The 14,102-nt window shown below is 57.9% G+C and carries 14 protein-coding genes; 7 read left to right on the top strand and 7 right to left on the bottom strand.

The window, feature by feature from the left end:
- Positions 1-28: 28 nt before the first annotated feature.
- The 4 genes from CPJ18_RS20630 (at position 29) to CPJ18_RS20615 (ending at position 5,923) form a co-directional block, all read left to right on the top strand.
- A complete protein-coding gene (locus tag CPJ18_RS20630; RefSeq protein WP_103659835.1) occupies positions 29-1,384 on the top strand; it encodes an ammonium transporter in 1,356 nt (451 codons plus the stop codon).
- Between the two features lie 212 nt (positions 1,385-1,596).
- A complete protein-coding gene (locus CPJ18_RS20625; RefSeq protein WP_103659834.1) occupies positions 1,597-4,212 on the top strand; it encodes an FtsK/SpoIIIE family DNA translocase in 2,616 nt (871 codons plus the stop codon).
- Between the two features lie 165 nt (positions 4,213-4,377).
- The gene (locus tag CPJ18_RS20620) at positions 4,378-5,043 is read left to right on the top strand and encodes an outer membrane lipoprotein carrier protein LolA (RefSeq protein ID WP_103659947.1); all 666 of its coding nucleotides are present in this window, start codon (positions 4,378-4,380) and stop codon (positions 5,041-5,043) included.
- A 76-nt stretch (positions 5,044-5,119) separates the two neighbouring features.
- Entirely contained in the window at positions 5,120-5,923 is an 804-nt protein-coding gene (locus CPJ18_RS20615; protein WP_077103104.1) for an exodeoxyribonuclease III, read from the top strand.
- Between the two features lie 9 nt (positions 5,924-5,932).
- On the opposite strand, the gene CPJ18_RS20610 is transcribed toward CPJ18_RS20615, so the two are convergent.
- From CPJ18_RS20610 to CPJ18_RS20595, 4 genes are all read right to left on the bottom strand, one after another.
- On the bottom strand, positions 5,933-6,334 hold the full coding sequence (locus CPJ18_RS20610) for a type II toxin-antitoxin system HicB family antitoxin (protein WP_103587336.1): 402 nt from the start codon (positions 6,332-6,334) through the stop codon (positions 5,933-5,935).
- Positions 6,335-6,339: 5 nt separating this feature from the next.
- Positions 6,340-6,528 (bottom strand): type II toxin-antitoxin system HicA family toxin, encoded by a 189-nt coding sequence (locus tag CPJ18_RS20605; protein WP_077121395.1) that lies wholly within the window; start codon positions 6,526-6,528, stop codon positions 6,340-6,342.
- A gap of 57 nt (positions 6,529-6,585) precedes the next feature.
- Positions 6,586-7,041: a cyclic nucleotide-binding domain-containing protein gene (locus CPJ18_RS20600; RefSeq protein WP_103659833.1), complete on the bottom strand. Its 456-nt coding sequence runs from the start codon at positions 7,039-7,041 to the stop codon at positions 6,586-6,588.
- Positions 7,042-7,127: 86 nt separating this feature from the next.
- Entirely contained in the window at positions 7,128-7,811 is a 684-nt protein-coding gene (locus tag CPJ18_RS20595) for a response regulator transcription factor (protein ID WP_067645918.1), read from the bottom strand.
- Positions 7,812-8,007: 196 nt separating this feature from the next.
- Here CPJ18_RS20595 and CPJ18_RS20590 point away from each other — a divergent pair, with 196 nt between their 5' ends.
- Positions 8,008-8,556 (top strand): L,D-transpeptidase family protein, encoded by a 549-nt coding sequence (locus CPJ18_RS20590; protein ID WP_146258701.1) that lies wholly within the window; start codon positions 8,008-8,010, stop codon positions 8,554-8,556.
- A gap of 44 nt (positions 8,557-8,600) precedes the next feature.
- On the opposite strand, the gene leuC is transcribed toward CPJ18_RS20590, so the two are convergent.
- The gene (gene leuC, locus CPJ18_RS20585; RefSeq protein WP_103659945.1) at positions 8,601-10,010 is read right to left on the bottom strand and encodes a 3-isopropylmalate dehydratase large subunit; all 1,410 of its coding nucleotides are present in this window, start codon (positions 10,008-10,010) and stop codon (positions 8,601-8,603) included.
- Positions 10,011-10,424: 414 nt separating this feature from the next.
- On the opposite strand from leuC, the gene CPJ18_RS20575 reads away from it, so the two are divergent.
- Both CPJ18_RS20575 and CPJ18_RS20570 read left to right on the top strand, forming a co-directional pair.
- Positions 10,425-11,717 carry an MFS transporter gene (locus tag CPJ18_RS20575; protein WP_103659832.1) on the top strand — a complete coding sequence of 431 codons (1,293 nt, stop codon included), beginning with the start codon at positions 10,425-10,427 and terminating at the stop codon, positions 11,715-11,717.
- Between the two features lie 121 nt (positions 11,718-11,838).
- Positions 11,839-12,354 carry a nuclear transport factor 2 family protein gene (locus CPJ18_RS20570; RefSeq protein WP_103659831.1) on the top strand — a complete coding sequence of 172 codons (516 nt, stop codon included), beginning with the start codon at positions 11,839-11,841 and terminating at the stop codon, positions 12,352-12,354.
- 4 nt (positions 12,355-12,358) lie between these two features.
- Here the strand turns inward: CPJ18_RS20570 and CPJ18_RS20565 are convergent, their stop codons facing one another.
- Positions 12,359-13,174 (bottom strand): amino acid ABC transporter permease, encoded by an 816-nt coding sequence (locus CPJ18_RS20565; RefSeq protein WP_103659830.1) that lies wholly within the window; start codon positions 13,172-13,174, stop codon positions 12,359-12,361.
- A gap of 33 nt (positions 13,175-13,207) precedes the next feature.
- Positions 13,208-13,981 (bottom strand): transporter substrate-binding domain-containing protein, encoded by a 774-nt coding sequence (locus CPJ18_RS20560; RefSeq protein ID WP_407026458.1) that lies wholly within the window; start codon positions 13,979-13,981, stop codon positions 13,208-13,210.
- Between the last annotated feature and the right edge of the window lie 121 nt (positions 13,982-14,102).

The raw sequence follows: 14,102 nt of genomic DNA, 5'->3' as shown, positions 1-14,102 counted from the left end.
GCTCGGCTGACAGGGGAGTTTTCAAACCATGCAATTCAACAAAATTTCAACACTCGGCCGCCTCGGTGCCGGCGCGGCGGCTCTTCTCGCCCCCGCCTTTGCGTTTGCGCAAGACGCCGCAGCCCCGGTTGCGACTGCCGCCGCAGCCGTTCCTGATAAGGGCGACACCGCCTTTATGTTCCTTTCCACCATCCTCGTTCTGTTCATGGCCGTTCCAGGTCTTGGCCTGTTTTACGGCGGCCTCGTTCGCTCCAAGAACATGCTGTCCGTCCTGATGCAGTGCACGGTCATCGCCGCGTCGGTCATGATCATCTGGGTCGTCTACGGTTATTCCTTCGCCTTTGGCGGTTCTGAAAGCCCGTTCTTCGGCGGCTTTGCCAAGATGTTCCTCTCCGGCGTTACCAAGGACAGCACGGCTGCGACCTTCTCGCAGGGCGTCGTCATTCCGGAATACATCTTCGTGATGTTCCAGATGACCTTTGCTGCCATCACACCGGCGCTGATTATCGGTGCCTTTGCCGAGCGCATCAAGTTCTCCGCTTCCATCCTGTTCTGCATTCTGTGGGTCACCTTCGTCTACTTCCCGATTGCCCACATGGTCTGGGACGCAAAGGGCTATCTCTTCGGCCTCGGCGCGCTCGACTTCGCTGGCGGCACGGTCGTTCACATCAACGCCGGTGTTGCCGGTCTGATCGGCGCGATCATGGTCGGCAAGCGCACAGGCTTCGGCAAGGACATGATGGCGCCTCACTCCATGACGCTGACCTATGTCGGTGCAGCCATGCTCTGGGTCGGCTGGTTCGGCTTCAACGCCGGTTCCAACCTCGAAGCCTCCGGTGGCGCAATGCTTGCAACCGTCAACACATTCGTTGCAACGGCAGCGGCCATCCTGTCATGGTGCTTGGTTGAAAGCTTCACACGCGGAAAAGCATCCATGCTGGGTGCAGCATCCGGCATGATTGCCGGTCTGGTTGCCATCACACCGGCAGCCGGTATCGTCGGCCCGATGGGTGCGATCGTCATGGGCGCGATCGTCTCGCCTTTGTGCTACTTCTTCGTCTCCGTCGTGAAGAACAAGTTCGGCTATGACGACACGGCAGACGTCTTCGGCGTCCACGGCGTTGGCGGCATCTTCGGCGCTCTCGCAACCGGCATCTTCGCAAGCGCATCGCTTGGCGGCGTGGGTTATGCTGGCGAACAGACGATGAGCGGTCAGTTCCTGGTTCAGGTACAGGCTGTCGTCGTGACGCTGCTGTGGACCGGTATCGGCTCTGCGATCCTCTACAAGGTGGTCGATCTCATCGTCGGTCTGCGCGTTCCAGTCGAAGCCGAACGCGAAGGTCTCGACCTCGCATCACACGGCGAAGCGGCTTACCACTCCTAAGAAAAAGATGCGCAGGCCGGTCACGGCTCAAGCATCATCCAAATGGAAGCCCGGCTTTTGCCGGGCTTTTTCGTTTTAAAAGCCATTGGTTACGCCTGATTTTGCATGGTTAATGCCATATTAACCACCCACCCGCTATTTTGCCCTGTCATCCCGTCTGCGCCACCTGTGGCCGGACTTCGGAAGCAACGAAAAAACGACAGGTTCAGCATATGGACAGAGTGACGTCTCCGACTTTCAATGGTCGCGATAACCGCTTCGTACTGACGGCATTCGTGGTGCGCCAGATCATGGCCCTGTGTGGCTTTGCAGTGCTGGCGGTGCTGACGCTCGGCATCACCGCGCTGGCCACCTGGAACGTCGCCGACCCGAGCCTGTCCTACGCCACCGGCAACGAGCCCACGAACCTTCTCGGCCATAGCGGCGCGATCTTTGCCGATATCATGATGCAGTTTCTCGGCCTGTCCGCGCTGATCGCCATGCTACCTATCCTCGCATGGGCATTCGCGCTGATTTCTGGCCGAAATTTCAACCGCATTCCCGCCCGCCTCGTCGCGTGGATCAGCGGCGCTTTCATCGCGTCGGCCTCTCTCGGCTGTTTTCCAGCTCCTTTGACGTGGCCGCTCCCCAATGGCATCGGCGGCGTCATCGGCGATATGATCCTGCGCTTTCCGGCCCTGTTCATTGGCGCTTACCCCACCGGTACCTTCGCCACCGTTCTCGGCGTCATTTTCGCCCTTCCCGCAGCCTGGCTCATGCTGTTTGCTTCCGGCCTGCTTGGCGCGCCTGACGATGCCGACGAGGTTTTCGTTCCCAAGGCGTCCGCAACCAGCAAGGCCCGCAAGGTCGAGGAACTGGACGAGGAAGAAGAGGATGGCGACGGCTTTTTCGCCAACCTGCTCGCCTTCGGCGCAATCGCCCACTATTGGTACATCACCCAGGCCCGTTTCCGCCGTCTGTTCGGCGTGAAGCCGAAGTCGATGCGCAATGAATTCGAGCAGCCCTACGACTTCAACGACTACGAGTTCGGCACGTTGAATGAGCCATCGCGTCTGAAGACGGCCATCAACAGGCTCGACCGCGCCGATCCATCCTTTGAGGAACGCGCTGAAGCCCGCGCCCGCATCGACGTGTCCCCGCCACCAATTTCGATGGGTGACGAAGACGACGACGACAGCCTGCCCGCTGGTGTCCTCTCCGGTGACACCCAGTTTTCCGCCCGCCCACCCGCAGGCCAGACCCGCATCACCCCGCCATCGGCGCGTCCCAAGCCCAGTGAACGCCTTGCCCGCGATGCGCAGCCATCTTTCATCGCCAGAGACGGTTTCCAGCTTCCTTCCGTCCACCTTCTCGCCGAGCCCAAAAGCGTCGTGCGCGACAGCACGTTGAACGCAGATGTTCTCGAACAGAATGCCCGCAGGCTGGAAGGCGTGTTGGAAGATTTCGGCGTCAAGGGCGAGATCATTCATGTCCGCCCTGGCCCTGTCGTGACCATGTACGAGCTCGAACCGGCACCGGGCATCAAGTCGTCGCGAGTCATCGGCCTTGCCGACGATATCGCCCGCTCCATGAGCGCGATTGCAGCCCGCGTCGCCGTCGTGCCCGGCCGCAATGCCATCGGCATCGAACTGCCAAACAAGGTACGCGAAACCGTCTATCTGCGCGAACTCGTGGCGTCGCGGGATTTCGAAAACAACAAAGCCAAGCTTCCCATGGCACTCGGCAAGACCATTGGCGGCGAAGCCGTCATCGCCGATCTGGCCAAGATGCCGCATCTACTGGTCGCGGGTACGACGGGTTCGGGTAAATCGGTGGCGATCAACACCATGATCCTGTCGCTGCTCTATCGCATGACGCCGGAACAGTGCCGCCTGATCATGATCGACCCGAAAATGCTGGAACTCTCCGTCTATGACGGCATTCCGCACCTGCTCTCCCCTGTCGTCACCGATCCCAAGAAGGCCGTCGTCGCGCTGAAATGGACCGTGCGCGAGATGGAAGAGCGCTACAAGAAGATGTCGAAGATCGGTGTGCGCAACATCGATGGCTTCAACACTCGCGTACAACAGGCGCTCGACAAGGGCGAGGTACTGACCCGCACCGTGCAGACCGGTTTCGACCGCCAGACCGGCGAGGCGATGTATGAGACCGAAGAATTCGATCTGAAGCCCCTGCCCTACATTGTCGTCATCATCGATGAAATGGCCGACCTGATGATGGTCGCCGGGAAAGACATCGAAGGTGCCGTGCAGCGTCTGGCACAGATGGCACGTGCCGCCGGCATCCACGTCATCATGGCCACGCAGCGCCCGTCCGTGGACGTCATCACCGGCACCATCAAGGCCAACTTCCCGACGCGTATTTCCTTCCAGGTCACCTCCAAGATCGACAGCCGCACCATCTTGGGCGAGCAAGGTGGAGAGCAGCTGCTGGGCATGGGCGACATGCTCTATATGGCCGGTGGCGGTCGTATCCAGCGCGTTCACGGTCCCTTCGTTGCCGATAACGAGGTCGAAGAGATCGTGTCTTATCTGAAGACGCAAGGCTCGCCGGATTATCTCGAAGCCGTCACCGAAGACGATGACGAAGAAGAAGGCGCAGGTCCGGCAGGCACGAGCAATATGGCCGATTCGGAAGACCCTTATGATCAGGCTGTCGCCGTTGTGTTGCGGGATGGCAAGGCATCGACATCCTATGTCCAGCGCCGCCTCGGCATCGGTTACAACCGCGCCGCCTCGCTCATCGAGCGCATGGAGCAGGAAGGCATCATCGGTCCCGCCAACCATGCGGGCAAACGCGAGATTCTGGTTCCGACCGAACAGGACTGATCAAGAAACGGCGAACAGCGCTCAACAACGGAACGGTGGCTGAATACCGTGCCCCCTCACGGAAATATCAGCAACCAAGGCGTGGTTCCGGCGTTATAGCAAACTGTCTATGTCATGAAGCCGCCGCGTTTTTTCGGCATATGGAATGCGATGAAGGAGAAAAGAATGAAGAAGAATATTCCGGTCGTTTCCGCGCAGTCCCGTGGCCTGGACGGCAATATGACGCGCCGTGGTGTGATGACCCTGTTTTCTGCGACGGCAGCGCTGGCGGCTCTCCAGCCGTTGACAGCCTTTGCGCAAGCCGATGCGACCGCCCAGAAAATTGCCAACCACTTCTCTTCCGTCAAAACAATGATGGGCGAATTCGTGCAATTCGGGCCCCGCGGCGAACAGACGGGCGGCAAATTCTATATTGCCCGCCCCGGTAAACTTCGCTTCAATTACGAAGACCCATCGCCCATGCGGGTCATTTCCGATGGCAGAAATGTCGTCATCGGCAACAATAAGCTCAAGACGTGGGACCTCTATCCCCTGTCCAAGACCCCGCTCAGCCTGCTTCTCTCCGACAAGATCGATCTGGGAAACCAGAAGGTCCGCGACGTCAAACAGGAGTCGGATCTGACGACCATCGTTCTTGGCGACAAGAGCGTCTTTGGCGATTCGACCATCACGCTGATGTTCGATCCAAAAACCTTCGATCTGCGCCAGTGGACCACAACGGATGCCCAGAACAAGGACACGACGGTCATGATCTTTAACGTTCAGACCGGCGTCGCGCTGGACGATAAGGTCTTCGCCATCAATTACGAGGAAGTCCGTGGACGCGGCTGAGAAAAGGATTTCCGTTTTCGGCCTGATGTAATAAGCCTGCCTCCACCTTTACCCGAAGGACGAACGGAGCGCAGGCATGACTTTTTCAGTAACCACCTGGAACATCAACTCGGTGCGGCTGCGCATGCCGCTGGTCGAGCAGTTTCTCGTGCGTTACAAGCCTGATGTCCTCTGCCTTCAGGAAACGAAATGCCCCAATGGCGAGTTTCCGCTGAAGCCTTTGAAGGCACTGGGTTACGAACACATCATTATCCACGGTCAGAAGGGCTATCACGGCGTGGCCATCGCCTCGAAACTGCCTTTGACCGAAGACCACCGCCAGGATTACTGCGGAATTGGCGATGCACGCCACATCTCCGGCATCATCCAAGTCGGTTCGCGCAAAATTCGCCTGCACAATTTCTACGTTCCCGCAGGTGGTGACGAACCGGATCGCTCGATCAACCCGAAATTCGGCCATAAACTGGATTTTATCGAGGAAATGAAGGCACTGAGCGCCGATGGCGTTCCCGGCACGTCTTCCATCCTCGTCGGTGACCTCAACATCGCGCCGCTCGAAAACGACGTCTGGTCGCACAAGCAACTACTGAAAATCGTCAGCCACACACCCGTCGAGACGGACGGCATGCTGGAGATCATGAAAAAGGGTAACTGGCTGGACCTGATGCGCCTCAACGTGCCCGAGACCGAAAAAATCTACACTTGGTGGAGCTACCGCGCCAAGGACTGGGAAGCCGCCAATCGCGGCCGCCGCCTCGACCACATCTGGTCCTCGCAAGACCTCGGCCCCTCGCTCGACCGCATCGAAATCCTCCGCGAAGCCCGCGGCTGGAACCGCCCATCCGACCACGTTCCTGTTACCGCGCATTTCAAGTTTTGAGGTTTAGCTCTAAGGCGCAGCAGCAGAGATTTCATGCTTTGCCGCTCGCGCAAGAAAGCCTGAACGCGTTAGCCCGTGCGCTTGCGCATAAGCGTCGATGTCCTTGAGGACATCTTCCGGAAGGGTGATATTCAGACGAACGGCCTTCTTACTTTCGGTCCTGAGCGAAACAAGGATTGCAACAGCGTCCCTGTTTTCGGGATCCCCCATGATGGTATCGAGGCTGGATGGCTCAGGAATCACCTCCCCATCTTCCATCATGCCTTCGACATGAAGCGCGAGCGCTTCTTCAGCCATGCTCCGTGCGTCATCAAGATCACAGCCAGCGGTTATGACGCCAGCAAAGTCGGGAAAGGAAACACCGAAGTCGCTATCGGCATCCTTGTGGATCAGTCCAATATAGTTACGCATGATCATCACCGCAGTTTCAAACCAGATTGTTTTTCGATGCTTTTCAGTGTGCCTACCGGTAAATCTCGCTTAGGATGCGGAACCGTCACGCGACCAGGCAATACAGCATGTTTGAACTGAACGTGGCTCCCCTTAGTTGCCACATCAAACCAGCCAGCCTTTTTAAGCGCAGATATAACGTCACTGCTTTTCATGTGTATAAATACACATGAAAAGATAAGTTGGTCAATTCAAATTTTCAGGCGGTGACCCTAAGAAAACCGCCCCTGAAGCGCCGTCGCTCCTGCTGAAAGCGCTGCGATATTGTCTCTGATCCGCGTCATGACAACATCCGCGACATTGGGAAACTCTTCGATCATGCGATGGAAGAGGATGCGGGTGATGCGGATGGCCTCAGAATCCTCCGACGCCACTGCTGTATATTTGCGCTCGCACAGCGTAAAAAGCGCTAGTTCGGACAGCATCGTGCCTGCCGTCGGCGTTGCCTGAAGCTCGGCTTTGCCGCTGCGCCCGGTGCTATAGAGATGAAAGCCGCCACGTGCGATCACGAAAGCGCACTCAGACGGCGAATGCTCCCGAAACAGTGCCTGCCCCTGCGCAATCTTGCGGCGCTCGGCACCGAAGGCGATCAGGCGCAACTGGTCGTCGCTCAACCCCTGAAATAGAGGAACCTGCGCCAAGAGCTGGATATCGTCGTTCAGTGCCATCTGGTTCGAAGCCCCGGGAGCCTAAGGAATGATCGGTTTTCGAACAACGGCGCGGTCATGACAAGCCCGCGCCGCCAGAATTGTGCTTACGGCACAATCTTGTAGCCACCATTCTCCGTCACCAGAAGCTCGGCATTCGACGGGTCACGCTCGATTTTCTGGCGCAAACGGTAGACGTGAGTTTCGAGCGTGTGAGTCGTCACGCCGGAATTATAGCCCCAGACCTCTTCCAGCAGCACATCGCGCGTCACAACAGCGCTGCCAGCGCGGTAAAGATAGCGGATGATCGCTGCTTCCTTTTCCGTCAGGCGGATTTTCTTGCCGTCTTCGGTGGTCAGCAGCTTCTGGCTCGGTTTGAACTGGTACGGACCAACGGTAAACACCGCGTCTTCGCTCTGTTCATACTGGCGAAGCTGCGCACGGACGCGCGCCAGAAGCACGGCAAAGCGGAACGGCTTCGTTACATAATCGTTGGCACCGGCTTCCAGACCAAGAATCGTATCGGAATCCGTATCATGGCCGGTCAGCATGATGATGGGGGCTTTGAAGCCGTTTTTGCGCATCAGCTTCACGGCCTCGCGCCCATCCATATCAGGTAGACCGACATCCATGATCAGCAGATCGACCTGCGTGGATTTCGCTGTCTGTATCGCGTGATTGGCGTTGGCACCGGTGAGAAGATTAAACTCCTCATAGGGAGACAATTGCTCGGCAAGTGTCTCGCGAAGGTCGTCATCGTCATCCACAAGGAGAAGTGTACGGGCCGTCATGGGATATCTCAGCCTTTCATTATATAGTAAAACATGCCGCGCAAAACTGATTGCTCATTTTGCAGGAATGACATGCCTTTCGCTTTAGTGAGCCAATTCAGCGGTTTGCGGCCGCTACGTCAACCCTTCGTCATCAGAATAGGCGGAGCTATGAGGTCACGTTGGCTCACCTGCAAAGCAAAATCTCGTGAGAACGATGCTCAAGAACACACAAAATCAGCCAAAACCGCCTGCAAAACTCATCGTTCGCGCCGCACCGCGCCATAAAAGCCGTGCTATCGTCCAGCTTGGCCACCTGGCATTTCAGGCCGCGATTGGTCGCAATGGACGCACGGCCTTCAAGCGAGAGGGCGACGGAAAAACCCCGATCACCAGCATGCCGATCCTATATGGTTTTCAGCGCGGCGAAAGGACTGGTGCCTTGAAAACACCGCTGGCGATGTATCGCACACGCTTCAATATGCTGTGGTGCGACGCGCCCACGGACCCAAATTACAATCGCCTTACCAAAGCGCCCTTCAAGCCAAGCCACGAAGAACTGCAGCGGCAGGATGGTCTTTACGATGTCTGTCTCGTGCTGGACTGGAACATCACATCACGCCGCCGCAATCTGGGCTCTGCCATTTTCATGCACATGATTCGCCCCGGCTATGAGCCAACCGCCGGATGCGTAGCGCTGCACCCTCGGGATATGCGCCGCATCTTGCCGTTTCTGCGGAAGGGCAGAAAAATAGAGGTTTTGTAGCACAAGGCCGAGAACAGTCACTGTTCCCGGCCTCGGTCACAACCTCACTTCCACTCACGAATATCCACGAAGTGACCAGCCACCGCCGCCGCCGCCGCCATGGCGGGCGAAACGAGGTGCGTGCGGCTCTTGTAGCCCTGGCGTCCCTCGAAGTTGCGGTTGGAGGTGGACGCACAGCGCTCGCCGGGGGCAAGGCGGTCATCATTCATCGCAAGGCACATGGAGCAGCCCGGCTCGCGCCACTCGAAGCCCGCATCGAGGAAAATCTTGTCCAGACCTTCCTGTTCAGCCTGCTCTTTCACGAGGCCAGAACCCGGAACGATCATGGCGGATACGGTCGGCGCAACCTTGCGTCCCTCGACAACCTTCGCGGCAGCCCGCAAATCCTCGATACGGCCATTGGTGCAGGAACCGATGAAGACGCGGTCGATGGCGATATCCGTCATCTTCGTACCCGGCGTCAGGTCCATATATTCCAGAGCGCGCTGCTTGGAGTTGCGCTTGTTCTCATCCTCGATCGTTGCCGGATCAGGCACTTCGCCCTGCACGGATACGACGTCTTCCGGGGATGAGCCCCAGGAAACGATGGGCGGCAGGTTGGCGGCGTTCAGCACGACCACCTTGTCGTAATGCGCGCCCTCGTCGGACTTCAGGGTCTTCCAATAGGTAATGGCCTGCTCCAGCACTTCACCCTTGGGCGAACGTGGCTTGTCCTTGATGTAATCGAATGTCGTCTCGTCTGGTGCGACCAGACCGGCACGCGCGCCACCTTCGATAGTCATGTTGCAGACCGTCATGCGGCCTTCCATGGATAGCGACCGGATCGCCTCGCCAGCGAACTCGATGACGTGGCCGGTACCACCCGCCGTGCCGATTTCGCCGATGATGGCAAGGATGATGTCCTTGGCCGTCACGCCGTCCGGCACCTTGCCATCCACACGCACCAGCATGTTCTTGGCCTTTTTCTGGATCAGCGTCTGCGTCGCCAGAACGTGCTCGACCTCTGACGTGCCGATACCATGCGCCAAAGCGCCGAAGGCACCGTGCGTCGACGTATGGCTGTCACCACATACGATCGTCATGCCCGGCAGCGTAAATCCCTGCTCCGGGCCGACGATGTGGACGATGCCCTGGCGCTTGTCGCGCTCGGAATAATATTCGACACCGAATTCCGCAGCGTTCTGGGCCAGCGCCTCAACCTGAATGCGGCTTTCCTCGTTCTTGATACCCTCAAGACGATCCGCCGTGGTGGGAACATTGTGGTCGACCACCGCCAGCGTTCGGGTCGGGGAATGAACGGGACGACCGGCCAGGCGCAGACCCTCGAAAGCCTGCGGGCTCGTCACCTCATGCACGAGGTGCCGGTCGATGTAGAGAAGACAGGTTCCATCCGGGTCGCGATTAACGACGTGATCATCCCAGATTTTATCATAGAGGGTGCGAGGTGCGCTCATGGCTTTATCCATTGTATCTTGAATAAGGAAATTGGGTTCGCAGCAAAACTGACAGTCTCTTTAAAAGAGCTATCAGGCGAACGTAAGTCGGCCGCTGAACGCACCGGAAATGCGCGCAAAAAACCGTGCCGGCAGACGCTTGTGGTCCTGCAGCACGAAAATGTTTTGCGCGAGACATCCGAATTTCGATCCCATGCCTCTCTCATAGCAGATCGGCTTTTCCACGGCAATATTGCCTTTTGGAGCGAAACGAACCTGCCGAACATCGCTATAAGTTTTCAGCCGAGGGATATAATGGCCGTTTCATGCGTTACGCTCTGCCACAACCACATCACGACGCAATAACGCCGCCGTGAAGGGGAGTGCAATGATCAGGGCATAACTGCATTTTCTGCAGGAGAGGGAGGATACGTTTTGGTATCTGAAAAGGCACTTATTTCAAAAATCACATGGCGGCTCATGCCATTTCTGGGGCTTCTATACCTCATCGCTTATATCGACCGGCAGAATGTCAGCTATGCCAAGCTGCAAATGGTCGGCGATCTCGGTTTGAGCGAATATGCCTACGGCCTGGGCGCATCGCTGTTCTTCATTGGCTATTTCATCTTCGAAGTGCCCAGCAACCTGCTGCTGACCCGCTTCGGTGCCAGCCGCTGGTTTGCCCGCATCATCATCTCCTGGGGTCTGGTGACGATCGCGCTGGCCTTCACCAGCAGCCAGACGATGTTCTATATTCTGCGCTTTCTGCTGGGTGCCTGTGAAGCCGGCTTCTTCCCCGGCGTTCTCTATCTCCTGACCATCTGGTTCCCGCGTGATTATCGCGGTCGCATGGTCGGCCTGTTCATGATCTTCAGCGCACTCGCCAACGCCATAGGCGCACCGCTGGGCGGCATGTTGCTGGATCTCGATGGCCTCATGGGTCTGGCGGGCTGGGAGTGGGTGTTCCTCGCCACTGGCGTTCCCGCCGTCATCGCCGGTATTTTCACCATCTTCTATCTGGACGATACGCCTGAGAAGGCAAAGTTCCTGACCCAAGATGAGAAGGACTGGCTGAACAAGAAGATCGCCTCGGAAAACTCCAACATGGAAGAACATGCCGAAAATGGCTTCCGGGCACTGATCAACAAGCAGGTGCTGTTCATGTCGCTGTGCTTCGTCGGCTTCCCGCTGGCGGCTTATGGCCTCAGCTACTGGCTGCCGACCATCGTCAAGAGCTTTGGCGTGTCCAACACCACCAATGGCTTCATCAACATCATCCCATGGATCGGCGTTGCCATTGCGCTGTACGTCGTTCCGGCAGCAGCGGACCGGTCGGAAAGCAAAATCCCCTATATCGTTGGCCCCGCTTTCGTCGGCGCGTTCTGCCTGTTGATGTCGGCACTTGTGACCACGCCGGTCCTGCAATTCGCTTTCCTCTGCGTTGCAGCCGCAGGCATCTTCGCGGGCCAGCCCGTGTTCTGGAGCCTGCCGGGCCGCTTCCTGAGGGGTGCCGGTGCAGCAGCCGGTCTTGCCGCCATCAACTCGGTCGGCAATCTCGGTGGTTTCGTCGCCCAGAACGTCGTGCCGTGGATCAAGGACGAAACGGGCAGCACCATCGCCCCGATGTTCTTCCTCTCCGCCTGCCTGGCGGTGGCCGGTGTCCTCGTCATCATCGCCGGTCGCATGATTGCGGCGCAGGCAAACAAGCAGGCCGACGTCCGCGCCTGACCCATCTTTCCGCCGCTGGTTCCCTGCACGTTACCAGCGGCGGAAAAACTGCCTCCTTTCGGCACCGTTCTGCACGTCCTATGGTCCGCGCATCCACCGCCGCGCCCTCTAAGAGAACATCATGATCCACCTCATCAGAAACATCGCACTTGGCTGCGCCCTTGCTCTGCTAGCATTCTCGCTTGCTACCCTGCCAGCCCACGCCCAGGAAGCCGTTGTCAAGGCACCCGATGCCGAAGCCTTGTTCACCAGCCCCGACCCGAAGCTCAACGCCAACAAGCAGGTGACCTACAAGATCATCCGCGATCTTCTGGAAGCGGGCCACTGGGACAAAGCGGATCAATATCTGACCGAGCGTTATATCCAGCACAATCCCAATGCCGCATCGGGCCGCGATGGCGTCATCAAATTCTTTACCGAAGTGCTGAAAGTCCCGAAAAAGCCGATCCCTGATAAAATCAGCTCCCCCGTCGCCTTCGTCACGGCAGAAGGCGATCTCGTCACCGTCGGTTTCGTGCATGAGGTCAAGGACCCGAAAGACCCTGCCAAGACCTACACGACGACATGGTTCGACACATGGCGCTTCGTGGATGGCAAAGCGGACGAACATTGGGACTCAGCGCTCAAGGGCGAGTAAAAACCTACCCGCGCGGACTGCGGCGCAGGGATTTTTCCACGCGCCGCAACACCAGCGAAAGCCCCAGCGTCAGGATGAGGTAGATATAGGCGACGATGGAATAGGTTTCGAAAAACCGGAACGACCCCGCCGCGTAGACCTTGCCCAATTGGGTAATATCCATCACCCCCAGCACTGACACCAGCGAACTGTCCTTGACCATCGAGACGAAATCGTTCGACAGCGGCGGAAAGATCGTGCGGATCGCCTGCGGAAAAATTACCAGTCGGAAGCGCTGGTAACGGTTGAGCCCCAACGCCTTGGCCGCCTCGATCTGCCCTTCATCCACCGCCTCGATACCTGCGCGGAAAATTTCCGCGATAAAGGCAGCGTAGCAGATGGTCAGCGCCAGAATGGCCCGCCATGTCAGCGAAAAATCCCGCACCAGCATCGCCTCCACCCATCCGGCCTGAATGAGTGGTGTGATCATCCAGTTGAATAGGCTGACGACGGCGGGCGCGCCGACGAAGGCGATGTAGAACAGCACGACGAGAACGGGAATGCCGCGCACCGTTTCGATATAGAAGCGAGACATCTGTCGCAGGACGAGCGTATCCGACATACCGATGATGGCAATCACCAGCCCCCACAGCGAGGCCAGCGCAAACGCCACCAGCGTCACTGATACCGTCATGCCGATGCCCGTGATGACGGTGGAAAACACCTGCGCATAGATGCCGTTGACCGCAATCACGACGGCCAGCACCAGCCCTATGCCCACAAGCGCCACCAGCCACCACGGAAAATCATCAGCCGTGGTGGATTTGCGCCGAGGGCTCAAGCCGCTGTCTTTCGGTTATTGCTTTGCAAAGGCTTACTGGCCAAGTTTGTAGTCCAGAAACCACTTCTTATCGAGCGCGGCAAAGGTGCCATCTGCTTTCAGCGCCGCAATCGCCGCATTTACAGGTGCCACCAGATCGGACCCCTTCTTGAAGATAAAACCGAAATCATCGCCACCCAGAGGACCACCGATCAACTTCAGCGCACCGCCGGACGCATCGACATAACCCTTGCCCGCAACGCCATCGGTCAGCACCAGATCTACATCGCCGGTCTTCAGCGCCTGCACGGTCGCTCCAAAGGTTTCCATCAGCTTGACCCGCGGGTTCTGCTCGTTTCCATCAAGCACGTCGTAGACAACGGTATAAAACGGCGTCGTGCCCGCCTGCGCACCCACCAGCCCCTTGTCGAAGGCGGCAAAGCTCTTGGCGTCGGTAAAGCGCGTCTCGTCGGCCCGCACCAGCATGAACATTTCCGAGCGCATATAGGGATTGGAGAAATCCACCTTCTCCTTGCGCTCCTCCTTGATGCTGATGCCGGTCATGCCGATGTCGTACTGCCCGTCCGACACCGCCTGGATCATCGCATCCCAGGATATGTTCTGATACTCGACCCTGAAATTCAACCGCTTGGCAATCTCGCCCATCGCATCATATTCCCAGCCGATGGCGCTGCCGGATTTCGGATCAACGAATTGCAGCGGCGGATAGGCATTTTCAGTAACGACGACAACCGTCTTGCCCTTGAGGTCCGGCAGGTCGGCGGTAAATGAAATGACAGGCGAAATAAGCGTCGCGGCAATGGCGATGAAAAAAGAGCGTCTGAGCAATGTGATGTCTCCTGCTGGTATTGCGGGAAAATGACATGGTTTGAAGTATGAGGGCAAGAGCGCATTGGACGGTGGTGGGTGTGGCTTCCCCCCCCCCCCT

It is taken from the genome of Agrobacterium rosae (genome assembly GCF_002915175.1).
Lineage (GTDB): Bacteria > Pseudomonadota > Alphaproteobacteria > Rhizobiales > Rhizobiaceae > Agrobacterium > Agrobacterium rosae.
This window is presented reverse-complemented; position numbering and strand designations above follow the sequence as displayed.